Origin of the sequence: Vreelandella sulfidaeris, from assembly GCF_042429665.1 — a bacterium.
In the GTDB taxonomy this organism is placed as follows: Bacteria; Pseudomonadota; Gammaproteobacteria; order Pseudomonadales; family Halomonadaceae; genus Vreelandella.
Genome location: NZ_JBHMAC010000016.1, coordinates 1 through 13686 on the forward strand (window position 1 = coordinate 1; position 13686 = coordinate 13686).

Sequence of the window (13686 nt, forward strand, 5' to 3'; positions counted from 1 at the left end):
TCCAAGGACTAGCCGAAGACAACAAAAGCGAATCAAACTTGGCTCAAGGTTCAAACGAATTCACTGTAATACCCATTTCACCTCGCTACTTAAAAGTAACGACATGAAGAGTATCGTTGTGTTCGCCTGCCTTGATATTTGGTGACTTGTCACCACATCAGCAAGCGCCCACATGAATTACCTGATCAAATTGTTAAAGAGCTGTTTTCGCTGCGTTGCGTCTGACATCGTCTGTGAGAGCAACTAACCTCGGCTGCCGTTGACTTGGCTTGCCTCAGCGAGGAAGGCGTATTCTACGCATTTCCTGGTGATTGTCAAGGGCGTTGTTTTCGCTGCTGAATCACTCCAACTGGAAACAAGCTAACCGCTTGATAACCCGAGGCTTTTACACCTCATTCACCGCTGGTAACGCTTGGTGCCCCCGGCAGCGGATGCGTACTTTACGGATTCGCGGCCGGGTTGGCAAGGGCTTTTTAGCAGAAAGTTCAAATAAGTGTCACACGAGCGTAACGCTTCTTGCCTGCTTGAATCACGTAGCTCTTTCCAGTCGCTAGCATGGTGTCTTTAGCCACCACCTCTCCGTCGACTTTAACCCGCCCATTACCCAGCATGTCTTTAGCTTGGGCACTGTTATTGGCAAGCTCTGCTCTATTGAGCACCGCCGCAATGGGCGCCTGCGCGCCACCTTCAAAGTCCACTGTCACTTCAGGCAGGTCTTCCGGCAACTCGCCATCGGCCAATTGGTTACCCGCAGACTTATGGGCATTAGCGGCCGCTTCGTCACCGTGGTAGCGAGCGATCAACTCACGCGCCAGCTCCATTTTCACATCACGCGGGTTCGCCCCCTGTTCCACGCTCTGCTTCAACGCCGCGATCTCTTCGTTGGACTTCAACGAAAGCAAATCAAAGTAGCGCCACATTAAGCTATCCGGCATGGAGACCAGCTTATTGAACATGGAGCCAGGCGCTTCATCGACGCCAATATAGTTACCCAATGACTTGGACATCTTCTGCACGCCGTCCAGTCCTTCCAGCAGCGGCATGGTGATAACCACCTGAGGCTCCTGCCCGAAGTGCTTTTGGATTTCGCGCCCCATCAATAGATTAAACTTCTGATCGGTACCGCCCAGCTCCACATCGGCTTCAAGCGCGACCGAGTCATAGCCTTGCACCAACGGATACAGGAATTCATGAATCGCTATTGATTGATTGGCCTTGTAGCGCTTTTCAAAATCATCGCGCTCCAGCATGCGCGCAACGGTACTTTGCGCCGCCAGCTCAATCATCTTGGCGGCGCTTAGCTCACCAAACCACTCAGCGTTAAAGCGCACCTCGGTTTTTTCTCGATCGAGGATTTTAAACACCTGCTCTTTGTAAGTTTCGGCGTTGGCCTTCACATCCTCTTCGGTGAGCGGCTTACGCGTTACATTCTTACCGGTGGGGTCACCAATACGCCCGGTAAAATCACCAATAAGAAATATGACGGTATGCCCTAGATCCTGAAACTGACGCATTTTGGTCAGCAGGACGCTGTGCCCCAGGTGCAGGTCAGGGGCTGTGGGATCAAAACCAGCTTTAATACGCAGCTTACGGCCTGAGGCTAGTTTCTTTTTCAAGTCATCCTCAACCAGGATTTCATGCGTACCCCGCGCCAGCAGCGCTAAAGCCTGATCCACCTCACTCATTGCCTCTCTCCACTATATAAGAACCGCCCTTGCCGGACGCTCAGGTGTTAAATAGCCGACGATGTTACCATGCCCGTTCGCCTTGGTTGAGCCTTCGTTTAGCTCTGGTTTGATCTTAGCCGCCGCTTTTGACGAGTTCGCTTATGAAAACGCCTAACGCTTCGCCGCTTTACTATATTGGTCTTATGTCTGGCACTAGCCTGGACGGAATCGATGCCGCACTGATCGCCATTGGAAACGATTCACCGCCGCGCCTGCTGGCGACGCATGCCGAGCCGTTGCCGGACGATCTTCGCCACTTATTATTGACGCTTTGCCATGCGGAGCAGGTGAGCTTTGCTCAGTTGGCCGCCGCCGAACATGCTTTTTGCTGGTGCCAAGCCCAAGCGGTACAGCAGCTACTAGCGCCCCTTTCGGTAAGACCTGAGCAAATCAGCGCCATTGGCAGCCATGGTCAAACCATTGAACATGCTCCCGCCGGGCACGCTGGCGGCCCGGCTTACACACTTCAGCTGGATAACCCGAGTCTTTTAGCAGAACTCACCCTCTGCACGGTCGTGGCAGACTTCCGCCGTCGCGACCTCGCGGCTGGTGGCCAGGCGGCACCACTGGCCCCGGCATTTCATCAGGCACTGTTTGGCCGGGCAGAGACGCATCAACTCATCCTGAACCTGGGCGGCTTTGCCAACCTTACCTGGCTTTCCAGCCACCCGAATGCCCCGGTGATCGGCTTTGATACTGGCCCGGCGAATGTGTTGCTGGATGGATGGTTTGCGTTACACCAGGGTGACCGCTTTGACCAGAATGGCAAGTGGGCCGCGAGCGGAAAGGTAGATGAAGCACTCTTGACTCGAATGTTATCAGAACCGTTTTTCAAGCAACCGCCCCCAAGAAGCACAGGGCGTGAGCTATTTCATATGGATTGGCTACAACGACATCTCAGCGGTCAGGAAGCCGCTGTTGACGTGCAGGCGACGCTCGCCGAGCTGACCGCGGTGAGTGTTGCACAAGGCATCGAACAGCTGCGAAATGATGCTAGCCCGCTCACCCTGATCACCGCAGGCGGGGGCGCACACAATGGCTATTTGATGCAGCGCCTCGCGCACCATATTCCCGACGCGACGTTCACTTCTCCTGGAGAGTACGGCTGGCCTGAAGATTGGATTGAGGCTGGCGCGTTTGCCTGGCTGGCTCACCAACGCCTGCACCACCTGCCGGGCAACCTGCCTTCGGTCACCGGTGCTCAGGGGCCACGGGTGTTGGGCGGCATTTATGCCAAGTAGTTAACGTGCTAGTAATCATCACCATCGCGCAACCCTAGATGGGAGGGAACCTGCTCATCTAACGACAGGTTGCGCCCCTTGGCGTCACTAGTGTTGAGCAAAATGCGCAGATCGTTTGCCGAATCGGCGTGGGCCATGGCTACCTCTCTACTGATATGCCCTGCCTGATGCAGGTCATGCAGCGCCTGGTCAAAGGTCTGCATCCCAGCATCGCGGGATTTGGCCATCGCCGCCTTGATGTCACTCACCTCTCCTTTACGGATCAGGTCGGCAATGCGCGGTGACTGCAGCATGATCTCAATGGCCGCGCAGCGCCCTCCCGCTTGTGTGGGCAACAGCTGCTGGGCGACGACCGCACGCAGATTCAGCGAAAGATCCATCAATATCTGTTCATGTCGCTCATGGGGGAAAAAGTGAATGATGCGCTCCAGCGCCTGATTGGCGTTATTGGCATGCAGCGTCGCCAAGCAGAGATGCCCCGTTTCGGCGAAAGTCAGCGCGTGCTCCATGGTTTCCCGGGTACGGATTTCACCAATTAGAATCACATCGGGCGCTTGGCGCAGCGTGTTTTTTAGCGCCACCTCAAACGATTCGGTATCGATTCCCACTTCACGTTGATTCACGATCGCCCGTTTATGCGGGTGCAGATACTCGATCGGATCTTCAATGCTGATGATATGGCCGCCAACGGTCTCATTACGCTGCTGAATCATGGCCGCCAGGGTGGTCGACTTACCGGTTCCCGTTCCCCCCACCACGAGCACTAGCCCTCGCTTGGCGGCAGCCAACTGTGCCACCTGCTCAGGGACGCCCAGCGCCTCCAGGCGGGGAATCTCGATCGCAATGCTGCGCACCACCATGGCCATTGCATTGCGCTGCTGAAACGCACTCACCCGAAAACGCCCTTTGCCCTCGCGGCTGAGCGCGAAATTTGCTTCATGCTCACTGGCAAAACGTTCACGTAGCCCTTCCGGCAGCGCATGAGTTACCAGCTCTCTAACCTGATGAGTGGTTAAACGCTGCTGCCCTAACGGTACCAATCCATCAGGCATTTTCAGGCTTGGTGGCGCCCCTACTGAAATGATCAGGTCGGAGGCATTCTGCTCCACCATGATATCGAGCAACTGGCATAACCACTGGGTGGGCGACACCTCGCCAGAAGACGCTTGCATGGCACACTCCTTAGTTCTTTTTAATGCCCCGTTTCATCCCGTGGCGCCAGTACTCCTTTGGCACTCTGCTGCGCTTCTTCCAAGCTCACCACCCCTTCTTTCACTAGTCGAGACAGCGCCGCATCCAGCGTCTGCATCCCCAGCGACCCCCCGGTTTGAATCGCCGAGTATATTTGCGCCACCTTGTCTTCACGGATCAAGTTGCGCACGGCAGACGTTGCGATGAGCACTTCATGTGCCGCCACTCGCCCACCTTCCTGGCGCTTAAGCAGCGATTGCGACACCACCGCCTGAAGCGATTCAGATAGCATCGACCTCACCATGGCTTTCTCTTCACCGGGAAAGACATCAATAATACGGTCGATGGTCTTGGCAGCCGAGGTCGTATGCAGCGTACCCAGCACCAAATGCCCCGTTTCTGCTGCTGTCAGCGCCAGACGAATGGTTTCCAAGTCGCGTAGCTCACCGACCAGAATCACATCCGGGTCTTCACGCAGCGCACTGCGCAATGCGGGCGCGAATCCATGGGTGTCGCGATGCACTTCGCGCTGATTAACCAAGCAACGCTTGCTTGCGTGCACAAACTCAACAGGATCCTCGATAGTGAGGATATGCTCATAACGATGATCATTAATGTAATCAATCATCGCCGCGAGCGTGGTACTTTTACCCGACCCTGTCGGCCCAGTGACTAAAACTAGCCCGCGTGGCAGCATCGCTAAGCGCTCGAACACCTCCCCCAGCCCCAGGGCCTGCATGGAAAGCACCTGATTAGGAATGGTCCGGAAGACTGCCCCCGCGCCACGTGCTTGGGTAAAGGCATTAACGCGAAAGCGTGCTACCCCTGGTATTTCAAAAGAAAAATCAATTTCCAAGTGCTCTTCGTAGTCGCGCCGCTGACGATCATTCATGATGTCGTAAATCAATTTACGTACATCATTATTATCAATGGCGGGCACATTGAGCCGACGTATGTCGCCATCAACACGTATCATGGGCGGCAAACCGGCCGAAAGGTGCAAGTCTGAGGCATTCTGTTTTGCCGAGAATGCTAGCAGTTCGGTAATATCCATCTCTCTTCCCAGCTGCGGTAAGGTGCTTGAGTATGACAGACATCGCACTTAACGAGTCACTCGGCTATTCATACGAGCAGGCACGTGAACGCCTGCGTGTAGCGTTAGCGCGTGCGGGTCGCGCCCCAGATGCCGCCAAGCTACTCGCGGTGAGTAAAACCAAGCCAGCCGCGATGATTCGCCAAGCATGGCAGCTTGGTCAACGCGAATTTGGCGAAAACTATCTGCAAGAAGCACTGGACAAGCAGACCGAGCTTGCTGATCTCGACGACCTTGTATGGCATTTCATTGGCCCCCTGCAGTCCAACAAAACCCGCGCCGTCGCTGAGCATTTTGATTGGATGCACAGCGTCGACCGGCTGAAGATTGCCAAGCGCCTTAGCGAACAGCGCCCTTCTCACCTTGCGCCGCTTAATATTTGTCTACAAGTTAATATTAGCCGCGAAGAGAGCAAGGCTGGTGTGTTACCAGAAGCACTGGACGCATTGGCCCAGGAGGTCGCCGCGCTGCCTAATTTGCGCCTACGCGGTTTAATGGCGATTCCCGCCCCGGCCGACAACATCGACGCTCAGCGCAAGCCATTGGCCGCGCTTCGTGAGCATTTAACCGCATTACAGCGTACGTTGCCGCAGGCGCCCCTCGACACGCTATCGATGGGAATGAGCGACGACCTAGAAGCAGCAATACTGGAAGGTGCCACGTTGGTAAGGTTAGGCACTGCGATTTTTGGTGCTCGGTAAACCCCATAGCCTCATCACTACGGTCAGGCAGCCACGGCAACCCACTGTTCACTTAACCATTTTTACTAAAGGATACCTAAGATGGCGAATAACATTACCTTCATAGGCGCCGGCAATATGGCCACCGCCATCATTGGCGGTCTTCTCGATAGCGGTGTCGATCCCGCCACTATCACCGCCACGTCGCCGAATGAGAGTGAACTGGCCCCGGTTAAAGCACGCCTAGGCATCCACACCAGCACCGATAATAATGCAGCGGTAGCCGACGCCGACGTCGTGGTGTTAGCGGTCAAGCCGCAAATTATGCGCAGCGTATGCGAACAATTAAGCGCCAGCGTTCAGCACCAACAGCCGTTGGTTATCTCGATTGCCGCCGGCCTGGATGCCGATACGATTGATCAGTGGCTAGGCGGCAATAACGCCATGGTACGCTGCATGCCCAACACCCCCTCACTGGTGGGCTACGGTGCCAGTGGCCTGTATGCCAATGCCAAGGTCAGCAGCGAGCAGCGAGAGGCGGCGACTCAGTTAATGGAGGCGGTCGGCATCGTTGAATGGGTGGAAGAGGAAGGATTGCTGGATGCCGTGACCGCTGTTTCTGGCAGCGCCCCGGCCTACTTCTTCTTGATGTTTGAAGCGATGGAAGAAGCGGCGGTCAAACTCGGCTTACCTGCCGCGACCGCGCGTCGTCTTGCTATTCAAACAGCGCTGGGCGCGGCCACCATGGCGCAACAAAGTGAGAAAGACCCAGCCACGCTGAAACAGAACGTAATGTCGCCCGGCGGCACTACCGAACGGGCCATCCAGCACATGGAAAACGCCCAACTACGTACGACGATTGCTGATGCTATGCAGGCTTGTGCCGACCGTGCCCAGGCAATGGCCCAGGAACTTAGCGACCGCTAACCCAGCCGTTCGCAACACATTATCGAGGAGAGACCATTATGGGCAGTGAATTGGGCAATGCAGGGTTAATGCTGGTCAACACCCTGATTAATATTTATCTATTTTTATTGATGCTGCGTTTTTTGCTACAAGCATCACGGGCGGATTATTACAATCCGCTCAGCCAGTCGGTGGTGAAAATCACGCAACCAGTGGTGGGTCTATTCCAGGGCTTTTTAGGTCCTGTCGGCGGTCGCTTTGATCTCGCCACGTTAGCGGCGGGTTTTGTCTTGAAGGTGCTTAGCATCATCGCTATTTTCATGGTGATCGGTGTCGGCATGCCGCCCATCGCCGGCCTACTCATCGCAGGCCTGGCAGCATTAGCCAACGCTATTTTAAAGATCTACTTCTTCGCCATGATTGTGATGATCATCCTAAGCTGGGTAGCCCCCAATGCCAGCCACCCTGGTGCATTACTGGTCATGCAACTGGTAGAGCCCATCATGGCACCCGTGCGCAAGGTGATCCCGTCGCTGGGCATGATCGACCTGTCACCTATCGTGGTATTTATTGCCATTAATCTGATTGATGGCTTGGTAGTAGGCTCGATGATCCGTGCCGCTGGCATTTCCGGCGCACTGGTTGGGCTGTGATAGTAGTGGTCACCGGCTTATCTCAATGGGTCCCCTCAACAGGATTCATTTAGTAGTACTCTTTCAGCAGGACTAGCACCTTCAATGCCTGATTCAGAGACTTATGCAGACCAGCCGGCGGGTTCCGTCGGCATTGTTACTCCGCACGTGGCACGTTTCGATACGCCGCTTTCCCTGGCGTGCGGCAAAGTACTCCCTGCCTACGAGTTGATTTACGAAACCTATGGCACGCTAAACGCCGAACGTAGCAATGCGGTGCTGATTTGCCATGCCCTCTCGGGCCATCACCACGCGGCGGGATACCACAGCGAAGAAGACCGTAAGCCGGGCTGGTGGGATGCTCATATCGGCCCCGGCAAAGCCATCGATACCAATCGCTTTTATGTGGTGGCGCTAAACAATCTGGGTGGCTGTCATGGCAGTACTGGCCCGGTGAGCCATAATCCCGATTCCGGTCGCCAGTGGGGCCCTGAATTCCCCATGGTCACGGTCAGCGACTGGGTCGCCAGCCAGGCGCGACTCGCCGATCATCTGGGGATCGAACGCTGGGCCGCCGCGGTGGGCGGAAGCCTGGGCGGCATGCAGGTATTGCAATGGACGATGATCTACCCTGAGCGGGTTGCCAATGCGGTGGTCATTGCCGCGACGCCTCGGCTATCGGCGCAAAACATCGCCTTCAACGAAGTGGCTCGGCAGGCCATACGTTCTGATCCTGAGTTTTTCGACGGCTGGTATGCCGAGCACGATACCGTACCCAAGCGAGGGCTGAAGCTTGCTCGCATGGTGGGGCATATCACTTACTTGTCTGAAGATGCCATGGGCAGCAAATTTGGCCGTGACCTGCGCAGCGATGACCTCAATTTCGGCTTCGATGTCGAGTTCCAGGTGGAGTCTTATCTGCGCTACCAGGGTGACACCTTCTCTACTGCCTTTGATGCCAATACGTACCTGTTGATGACCAAGGCGCTGGATTACTTTGACCCGGCAGCGACCCAGGGTGGCGACTTTGCCAAAGCCCTGGCGCCCGCCCAATGCCCTTTTTTGATCGTTAGCTTCACGACCGACTGGCGCTTTCCGCCCTCCCGCTCACGGGAGCTGGTCGATGCGCTCACTCGCGCTGGCAAAGCGGTCAGCTATGCCAACATCGACTCCCCCCATGGCCACGATGCTTTTTTACTTTCTGAGCCGCGCTATGACGCTATCTTCAGCGCCTTTATGAACCGCGCCGCCCGCGAGCTGAACATCAACGCATCGGGCACTAAGGAGACGCCATCATGCGCGCCGATCTTGAATTGATTTACGACTGGGTACCGGAAGGCGCGCATGTCCTCGACCTCGCCTGTGGCGACGGCGAACTGCTTGAGCGACTGGCGAGCGATAAAGGCGTCACCGGGTATGGGTTAGAGATTGATCATGAGGGCATTAACGCCTGCGTGGATCGCGGTGTTAGCGTCATTGAGCATAACCTGGATGACGGCCTGGGCAGCTTTTGCGATAACAGCTATGACCAGGTGATCATGACCCAGGCGCTGCAGGCGTTACGTCGACCGGATAAAATGCTTGATGAGATGCTGCGCGTTGCGGAAGAAGGCATCATTACCTTCCCCAACTTTGCCTACTGGCGCCATCGTATTTATTTGGGCCTGCGCGGTTATATGCCTGTTTCCAAGTCGCTACCCCACGCCTGGTACGACACGCCCAATATTCACCTCTCGACGTTCAATGATTTCGAGCATCTGTGCCGCGAGAAGGGCCTGGTGATTGTGGACCGTGCGGTGGGTGTGGGAAACCATCAAGGTCACTGGAAGTCGCGGCTGTGGCCTAATTTATTTGGTGAAATTGCCATTTTCCGTGTTCGCCGCCGTTAGATTTATACGCTGATCCAGCCGTATTACGCACTATGGAGAGACGCTCATGCTACGCCGCCTAATGATCAGTGCCATCCTGATAGGATCACTCTTTGCCACTGCCGCCAATGCGGAACAGTTCACCCGCGTTGGCGACTACGACATCCACTACAGCGCGGTCAACAGCAGCTTTTTAACCCCGGAGGTGGCGCAAGCAAACAGTATTCAGCGCAGCGCCAATCGAGGGCTGGTGAATGTCAGCGTGAGAGAACGTCAGGAAGATGGCAGCACGCGCCCCGTTAACGCCAGCGTGCAGGGCCACGTGAGCGGCTTGACCGGCGCTCAGGAGTCACTGAGCTTTCGCACCGTGCATGACGGTGATGCCACCTACCACCTCGCGCCGTTTACCCTACGCGACGATGAAGCCATGCGCTTTGAACTAAGCGTGCGCTACGACCGCAACGCCGCACCTGAACCGGTTAACTTTATTCAGCGCTTTTATATCGATCGCTAGAATCACACCTGTATAGCTCTCGACATGCCGTAGGTAGGTTGACGCAAGGGCGCTGTAGACCCATCCTTGGGCGCTACTTTCGCCATCTGACCGCCATGGATGGCGTGAATGCCGGAATTAAAGGGAATATTTTCCGGCCATGGCGAAAGACCCTTGCTTACAACTACCCACGGCCACTGGTCATATGCCAACGTCGGCAAAGCTTGCTCTATCTACAGCCGGACAGGCAGGCTGTGGATTAACCGCACGCCTGTCGGGCGCCCCTGCTCTCGCACCACGTCAATACCGTACGCCAGCACCTCGACACCGCTGGCAGAAGCCTGCACCAACGCGGCTGCATAAGTCGCGTCAATATGCGCGGCGGCGGCAACGTCAGCAATGCCTTCATGGGCGACACAAAATAGCAGCACCGCCCGCTCGCCCTGTTCCGCCAGTGCCTGTAGCGAATGCAGGTGTTTGGTGCCACGCACGCTCACCGAGTCTGGAAAGTAGCCGTGGCCATCCGCCTCCTTGAGGGTGACCTGCTTAACCTCGATATACGCTCGCCCTCGCTCGGGATCGTCGAGCCTAAAATCGAGCCGCGCGTCAGCTACTTTCACTTCGCGTCGCAAGGAGGCATAGCCTGCCAATGGGCTCAGCTCACCCGCCTGCAGCGCCGCTTCAACAATACGGTTGGCGCGACCGGTATGCACCGAGGCAAGCGCCGCCTTGCCATCCGGCTGAGGCAGCTCGATAAACTCCCAGGTCCAGGCCAGTTTACGTTTGGGGTTATCGCTGGGCGACAGCCACACTCGACACCCTGGCACGTTCACCGCTTTCATGGAGCCGGTGTTAGGACAATGCGCCACGACCTCCTGGCCATCGTCCAACCTAACATCGGCCAGAAACCGCTTATAGCGCTTCACTAACGTTCCAGGCACCAGCGTTGGATAAGCGAGCATCACAGCCGACTCACAAAGCGGGCAATACGGGCCACGGCCTCTTCCAGACGCGACACCTCATTGGTGAACGCAATCCGCACGTGGTGTTCGCCGCCGCGCACCGCAAAATCGATACCGGGCGTAATGGCCACATTCTCTTCCTTCAGCAGCCGCTCACAGAAGCCTTGGCTATCGTTACTATAGCGGGAGATATCCAGCCACAGATAAAACGCTCCCTGAGGTGGCAAGTCGGGCGCTAAACCTAAGCCAGACAAACCCGCCAATAGCACCTGGCGGCGCTGTTTTAATATCTCACGGCGCTGTTCAAGTATATCCCGGCACCCGGGAGTAAAGGCCGCCAGCGCGGCATGCTGTGAAGGGGTTGGCGCGGCCAGAAACATATTTTGTGCCAACCGCGTTAACGGCTCCACCGCGTGCGCCGGGGCGACCATCCACCCCAAACGCCAGCCGGTCATGCCGAAATATTTTGAAAAGCTATTCACGACAAAGGCATGCTCGGAAAGCGAGGTCGCCGACAGCGGCGCATCGTCATAATTAAGCCCTTGATAGATCTCATCGACGATCGCCTCGCCGCCACGCTCGGCAACGGCCTTCATGACGGCCGAAAGCTGCTGAGCGCTTAGCGTATGGCCGGTGGGATTGGAAGGTGAGGCCAACATGGCCAGGTGGGTATCGGGTCGCCAATGCTTGGCCACCAAGGCGGCATCCAACTGCCAACCGCTCTCACGCCCCACCGAGACGGCATCAATCTCAGCCCCAGCCAAGGCCATAAAGTGACGATTGCAGGGATAGTTGGGATCGGCCATTAACACCCGTGAGCCGCTCTCAACCAGTAGCTGACTTGCCAGCAGTAGCGCCCCCGATGCGCCAGGCGTTACTAAAATACGCGCTGGATCCACCGTGGCGTTGAAATGGTCAGCATAGTGCTTGGCAATCGCCTCGCGTAACGCTGGCAACCCTGCAGCGGGCGTGTAGCGGGTATGACCGTTAGCAAGCGCCCGCTGACCGGCCGCCATAATCGGCGCCGGCGTCGCAAAGTCCGGCTCACCCACCTCCAGGTGAATCACATCGTGACCGGCCGCTTCCCGAGCCTGGGCCATCTCCAGCAAATGCATGACCCGAAAAGGGGCAACGTGATCGACACGCGAATTCCAGGCCATAAAGGTTCCTTTATTCCAGATTATTAAAAGCTAATTAAAACATGACACTAGTCATTTCTGGCGCCCGACCAAGGTCGAAAGCGTACCATTATGCTTGCAACCCAATCATTTTTCAGCTAAACAAGCATCCCTTTGGCGTGAGATCGTGACAGTCGCTCATGGTCGATCAGTAGTCACATTTGTAGGGGGCAGTCCCATGCCAGTAGCAGAAAAGAAACCGGAAGCGTCCAAGTCCTTCACCCCGTATCAGCCAGCACCGGGCGAAGAGTATATGAACGAGCAGCAGCTAGCGCACTTCCGTCAGCTGCTGTTGGATTGGAAACAGGACCTCATGGAAGAGGTGGACCGTACGGTACGCCACCTGCAGGAAGATGCGAACAACTACGCCGACCCCGCCGATCGCGCTACCCAGGAAGAGGGTTTTAGCCTTGAGCTACGCACCCGGGATCGTGAACGTAAGTTGCTCAAGAAGATCAACGAAACCATCGATAACATCGATGATGATGACTATGGCTTCTGTGAAGCCTGTGGCGTCGAAATCGGCATTCGTCGTTTAGAAGCCCGCCCTACCGCCACGCTATGTGTGGATTGCAAAACGCTGGCGGAACTAAAAGAGAAGCAGCTCGGCGGCTAAGCATGTAGTTAGCGTTCCCAGCGCGCGCTATTGCTGAGCACGGGCACCTTAGGGTGCCCTTTTTTATTAACGCCACTTGCCGGAACGCGTGAGCACGACGCTACTGTTTAAGACCACACTACGATTCAAAACAACGCTACGATTCAAGACGACGCCATACGCTAGGACCACGCTGACATGTCTCACTCGACTCGCTACCGCGGCCGCTTTGCGCCGACGCCCTCTGGCCCGCTGCACTTTGGCTCATTAGTCGCCGCATTAGGTAGCTATTTAGATGCTCGCGCCGCCCGGGGACAGTGGCTGGTGCGCATTGAAGACATCGACCCGCCTCGCAGCCCAAAGGGGGCGGCAAGCACTATCTTGCGTCAGCTAGAAACCTTCGGGCTGGAGTGGGACGAAGCGATCATGTGGCAGCACGACCGTCATGAAGCATATCAAACCGCTTTAGACCGGCTTGAGCACTTAGGCCTCGCCTACCCCTGCAGCTGTTCGCGTAAGCAGTGGCAGGGGTTTGATGTATATCCTGGCTGGTGCCGGGAGAAAGTATGCGACCCAACCAAACCGGTGGCTTGGCGGCTGCGTAGCGACCGCGGTGAACGCCCTATTCGCTGGCATGACCGGCTATTCGGTGATCAGCAGTTTGACCCTGCCGAACTGGGCGATGTGGTATTAAAGCGCAAAGATGGCCTGTGGGCCTATCAGCTTGCGGTCGTCGTGGATGATGCCGAGCAGCAGATTACCGATGTCGTCAGGGGGCTTGATTTACTCGATAACACGCCCTGGCAACGCCAGTTGCAACGCGCCCTCCAGTTACCGCTGCCGCGCTACCTACACTTGCCGTTAATCGTCACCGCTGAGGGCCAAAAACTCTCCAAGCAGAACCTTGCCCCCGCCCTGGCAGAAGCGCAAGGCAGTGTACGCTATCAGCTGTTTCAGGCGCTTAAAGCACTGGATCAAGCGCCGCCTAACGCGCTTGCGGCAGAGCCAACGATCACGCAGCTAGACTGGGCCGTCGAACACTGGTCACTGACTCAACTGCGCCCCACGGCTCACCGGCTCATGCCGACATCTTCCCCCATCACCACAACCGGAGAGTGAC

Annotated in this window: 14 protein-coding genes; 9 read left to right on the forward strand and 5 right to left on the reverse strand. The window is 56.4% G+C overall.

Going from position 1 to position 13686, the window contains the following annotated elements; translation table 11 throughout:
* Positions 1-485 precede the first annotated feature (485 nt).
* Positions 486-1685, reverse strand: a complete 1200-nt coding sequence (tyrS, locus tag ACFFLD_RS18540) for a tyrosine--tRNA ligase (protein WP_386043002.1) — start codon at positions 1683-1685, stop codon at positions 486-488.
* A gap of 143 nt (positions 1686-1828) precedes the next feature.
* Here tyrS and ACFFLD_RS18545 point away from each other — a divergent pair, with 143 nt between their 5' ends.
* Complete coding sequence (locus ACFFLD_RS18545; protein ID WP_386043003.1) at positions 1829-2968, forward strand: anhydro-N-acetylmuramic acid kinase; 1140 nt, start codon at positions 1829-1831, stop codon at positions 2966-2968.
* Positions 2969-2976: 8 nt separating this feature from the next.
* Here the strand turns inward: ACFFLD_RS18545 and ACFFLD_RS18550 are convergent, their stop codons facing one another.
* On the reverse strand, positions 2977-4140 hold the full coding sequence (locus ACFFLD_RS18550; protein WP_386043004.1) for a PilT/PilU family type 4a pilus ATPase: 1164 nt from the start codon (positions 4138-4140) through the stop codon (positions 2977-2979).
* Between the two features lie 20 nt (positions 4141-4160).
* Complete coding sequence (locus ACFFLD_RS18555) at positions 4161-5213, reverse strand: type IV pilus twitching motility protein PilT (RefSeq protein ID WP_386043005.1); 1053 nt, start codon at positions 5211-5213, stop codon at positions 4161-4163.
* 32 nt (positions 5214-5245) lie between these two features.
* On the opposite strand from ACFFLD_RS18555, the gene ACFFLD_RS18560 reads away from it, so the two are divergent.
* From ACFFLD_RS18560 to ACFFLD_RS18585, 6 genes are all read left to right on the forward strand, one after another.
* Positions 5246-5953 carry a YggS family pyridoxal phosphate-dependent enzyme gene (locus ACFFLD_RS18560; RefSeq protein ID WP_386043006.1) on the forward strand — a complete coding sequence of 236 codons (708 nt, stop codon included), beginning with the start codon at positions 5246-5248 and terminating at the stop codon, positions 5951-5953.
* An 81-nt stretch (positions 5954-6034) separates the two neighbouring features.
* On the forward strand, positions 6035-6859 hold the full coding sequence (gene proC, locus ACFFLD_RS18565; RefSeq protein ID WP_386043007.1) for a pyrroline-5-carboxylate reductase: 825 nt from the start codon (positions 6035-6037) through the stop codon (positions 6857-6859).
* Between the two features lie 38 nt (positions 6860-6897).
* On the forward strand, positions 6898-7491 hold the full coding sequence (locus tag ACFFLD_RS18570) for a YggT family protein (protein ID WP_386043008.1): 594 nt from the start codon (positions 6898-6900) through the stop codon (positions 7489-7491).
* Between the two features lie 84 nt (positions 7492-7575).
* Positions 7576-8787 carry a homoserine O-succinyltransferase MetX gene (metX, locus tag ACFFLD_RS18575; RefSeq protein ID WP_386043009.1) on the forward strand — a complete coding sequence of 404 codons (1212 nt, stop codon included), beginning with the start codon at positions 7576-7578 and terminating at the stop codon, positions 8785-8787.
* Positions 8766-9359 (forward strand): methionine biosynthesis protein MetW, encoded by a 594-nt coding sequence (gene metW / locus ACFFLD_RS18580; RefSeq protein ID WP_386043010.1) that lies wholly within the window; start codon positions 8766-8768, stop codon positions 9357-9359. Before metX ends, metW begins: the two co-directional genes overlap by 22 nt.
* Positions 9360-9405: 46 nt before the next feature.
* A complete protein-coding gene (locus ACFFLD_RS18585) occupies positions 9406-9852 on the forward strand; it encodes a DUF4426 domain-containing protein (protein ID WP_386043011.1) in 447 nt (148 codons plus the stop codon).
* 212 nt (positions 9853-10064) lie between these two features.
* Here ACFFLD_RS18585 and sfsA read toward each other — a convergent pair whose 3' ends face one another.
* Together sfsA and ACFFLD_RS18595 are read right to left on the reverse strand one after the other, a co-directional pair.
* Entirely contained in the window at positions 10065-10793 is a 729-nt protein-coding gene (gene sfsA, locus ACFFLD_RS18590; RefSeq protein WP_386043012.1) for a DNA/RNA nuclease SfsA, read from the reverse strand.
* Positions 10793-11953 carry an aminotransferase class I/II-fold pyridoxal phosphate-dependent enzyme gene (locus ACFFLD_RS18595; RefSeq protein WP_386043013.1) on the reverse strand — a complete coding sequence of 387 codons (1161 nt, stop codon included), beginning with the start codon at positions 11951-11953 and terminating at the stop codon, positions 10793-10795. The genes sfsA and ACFFLD_RS18595 overlap by 1 nt, the downstream gene beginning before the upstream one ends.
* Before the next feature lie 196 nt (positions 11954-12149).
* Between ACFFLD_RS18595 and dksA the strand changes: the two genes are divergently transcribed.
* Together dksA and gluQRS are read left to right on the forward strand one after the other, a co-directional pair.
* Positions 12150-12587: an RNA polymerase-binding protein DksA gene (gene dksA / locus ACFFLD_RS18600; protein ID WP_386043014.1), complete on the forward strand. Its 438-nt coding sequence runs from the start codon at positions 12150-12152 to the stop codon at positions 12585-12587.
* A gap of 177 nt (positions 12588-12764) precedes the next feature.
* Positions 12765-13685, forward strand: coding sequence for a tRNA glutamyl-Q(34) synthetase GluQRS (gluQRS, locus tag ACFFLD_RS18605; RefSeq protein WP_386043015.1), 921 nt, complete (start codon positions 12765-12767; stop codon positions 13683-13685).
* Position 13686 lies beyond the last annotated feature (1 nt).

Excerpts from the sequence above, each read along its gene's own strand:
- tyrS (WP_386043002.1), bottom strand. The coding sequence starts at position 1,685 with ATGAGTGAGGTGGATCAGGCTTTAGCGCTGCTGGCGCGGGGTACGCAT.
- ACFFLD_RS18545 (WP_386043003.1), top strand. The coding sequence starts at position 1,829 with ATGAAAACGCCTAACGCTTCGCCGCTTTACTATATTGGTCTTATGTCT.
- ACFFLD_RS18550 (WP_386043004.1), bottom strand. The coding sequence starts at position 4,140 with ATGCAAGCGTCTTCTGGCGAGGTGTCGCCCACCCAGTGGTTATGCCAG.
- ACFFLD_RS18555 (WP_386043005.1), bottom strand. The coding sequence starts at position 5,213 with ATGGATATTACCGAACTGCTAGCATTCTCGGCAAAACAGAATGCCTCA.
- ACFFLD_RS18560 (WP_386043006.1), top strand. The coding sequence starts at position 5,246 with ATGACAGACATCGCACTTAACGAGTCACTCGGCTATTCATACGAGCAG.
- proC (WP_386043007.1), top strand. The coding sequence starts at position 6,035 with ATGGCGAATAACATTACCTTCATAGGCGCCGGCAATATGGCCACCGCC.
- ACFFLD_RS18570 (WP_386043008.1), top strand. The coding sequence starts at position 6,898 with ATGGGCAGTGAATTGGGCAATGCAGGGTTAATGCTGGTCAACACCCTG.
- metX (WP_386043009.1), top strand. The coding sequence starts at position 7,576 with ATGCCTGATTCAGAGACTTATGCAGACCAGCCGGCGGGTTCCGTCGGC.
- metW (WP_386043010.1), top strand. The coding sequence starts at position 8,766 with ATGCGCGCCGATCTTGAATTGATTTACGACTGGGTACCGGAAGGCGCG.
- ACFFLD_RS18585 (WP_386043011.1), top strand. The coding sequence starts at position 9,406 with ATGCTACGCCGCCTAATGATCAGTGCCATCCTGATAGGATCACTCTTT.
- sfsA (WP_386043012.1), bottom strand. The coding sequence starts at position 10,793 with ATGCTCGCTTATCCAACGCTGGTGCCTGGAACGTTAGTGAAGCGCTAT.
- ACFFLD_RS18595 (WP_386043013.1), bottom strand. The coding sequence starts at position 11,953 with ATGGCCTGGAATTCGCGTGTCGATCACGTTGCCCCTTTTCGGGTCATG.
- dksA (WP_386043014.1), top strand. The coding sequence starts at position 12,150 with ATGCCAGTAGCAGAAAAGAAACCGGAAGCGTCCAAGTCCTTCACCCCG.
- gluQRS (WP_386043015.1), top strand. The coding sequence starts at position 12,765 with ATGTCTCACTCGACTCGCTACCGCGGCCGCTTTGCGCCGACGCCCTCT.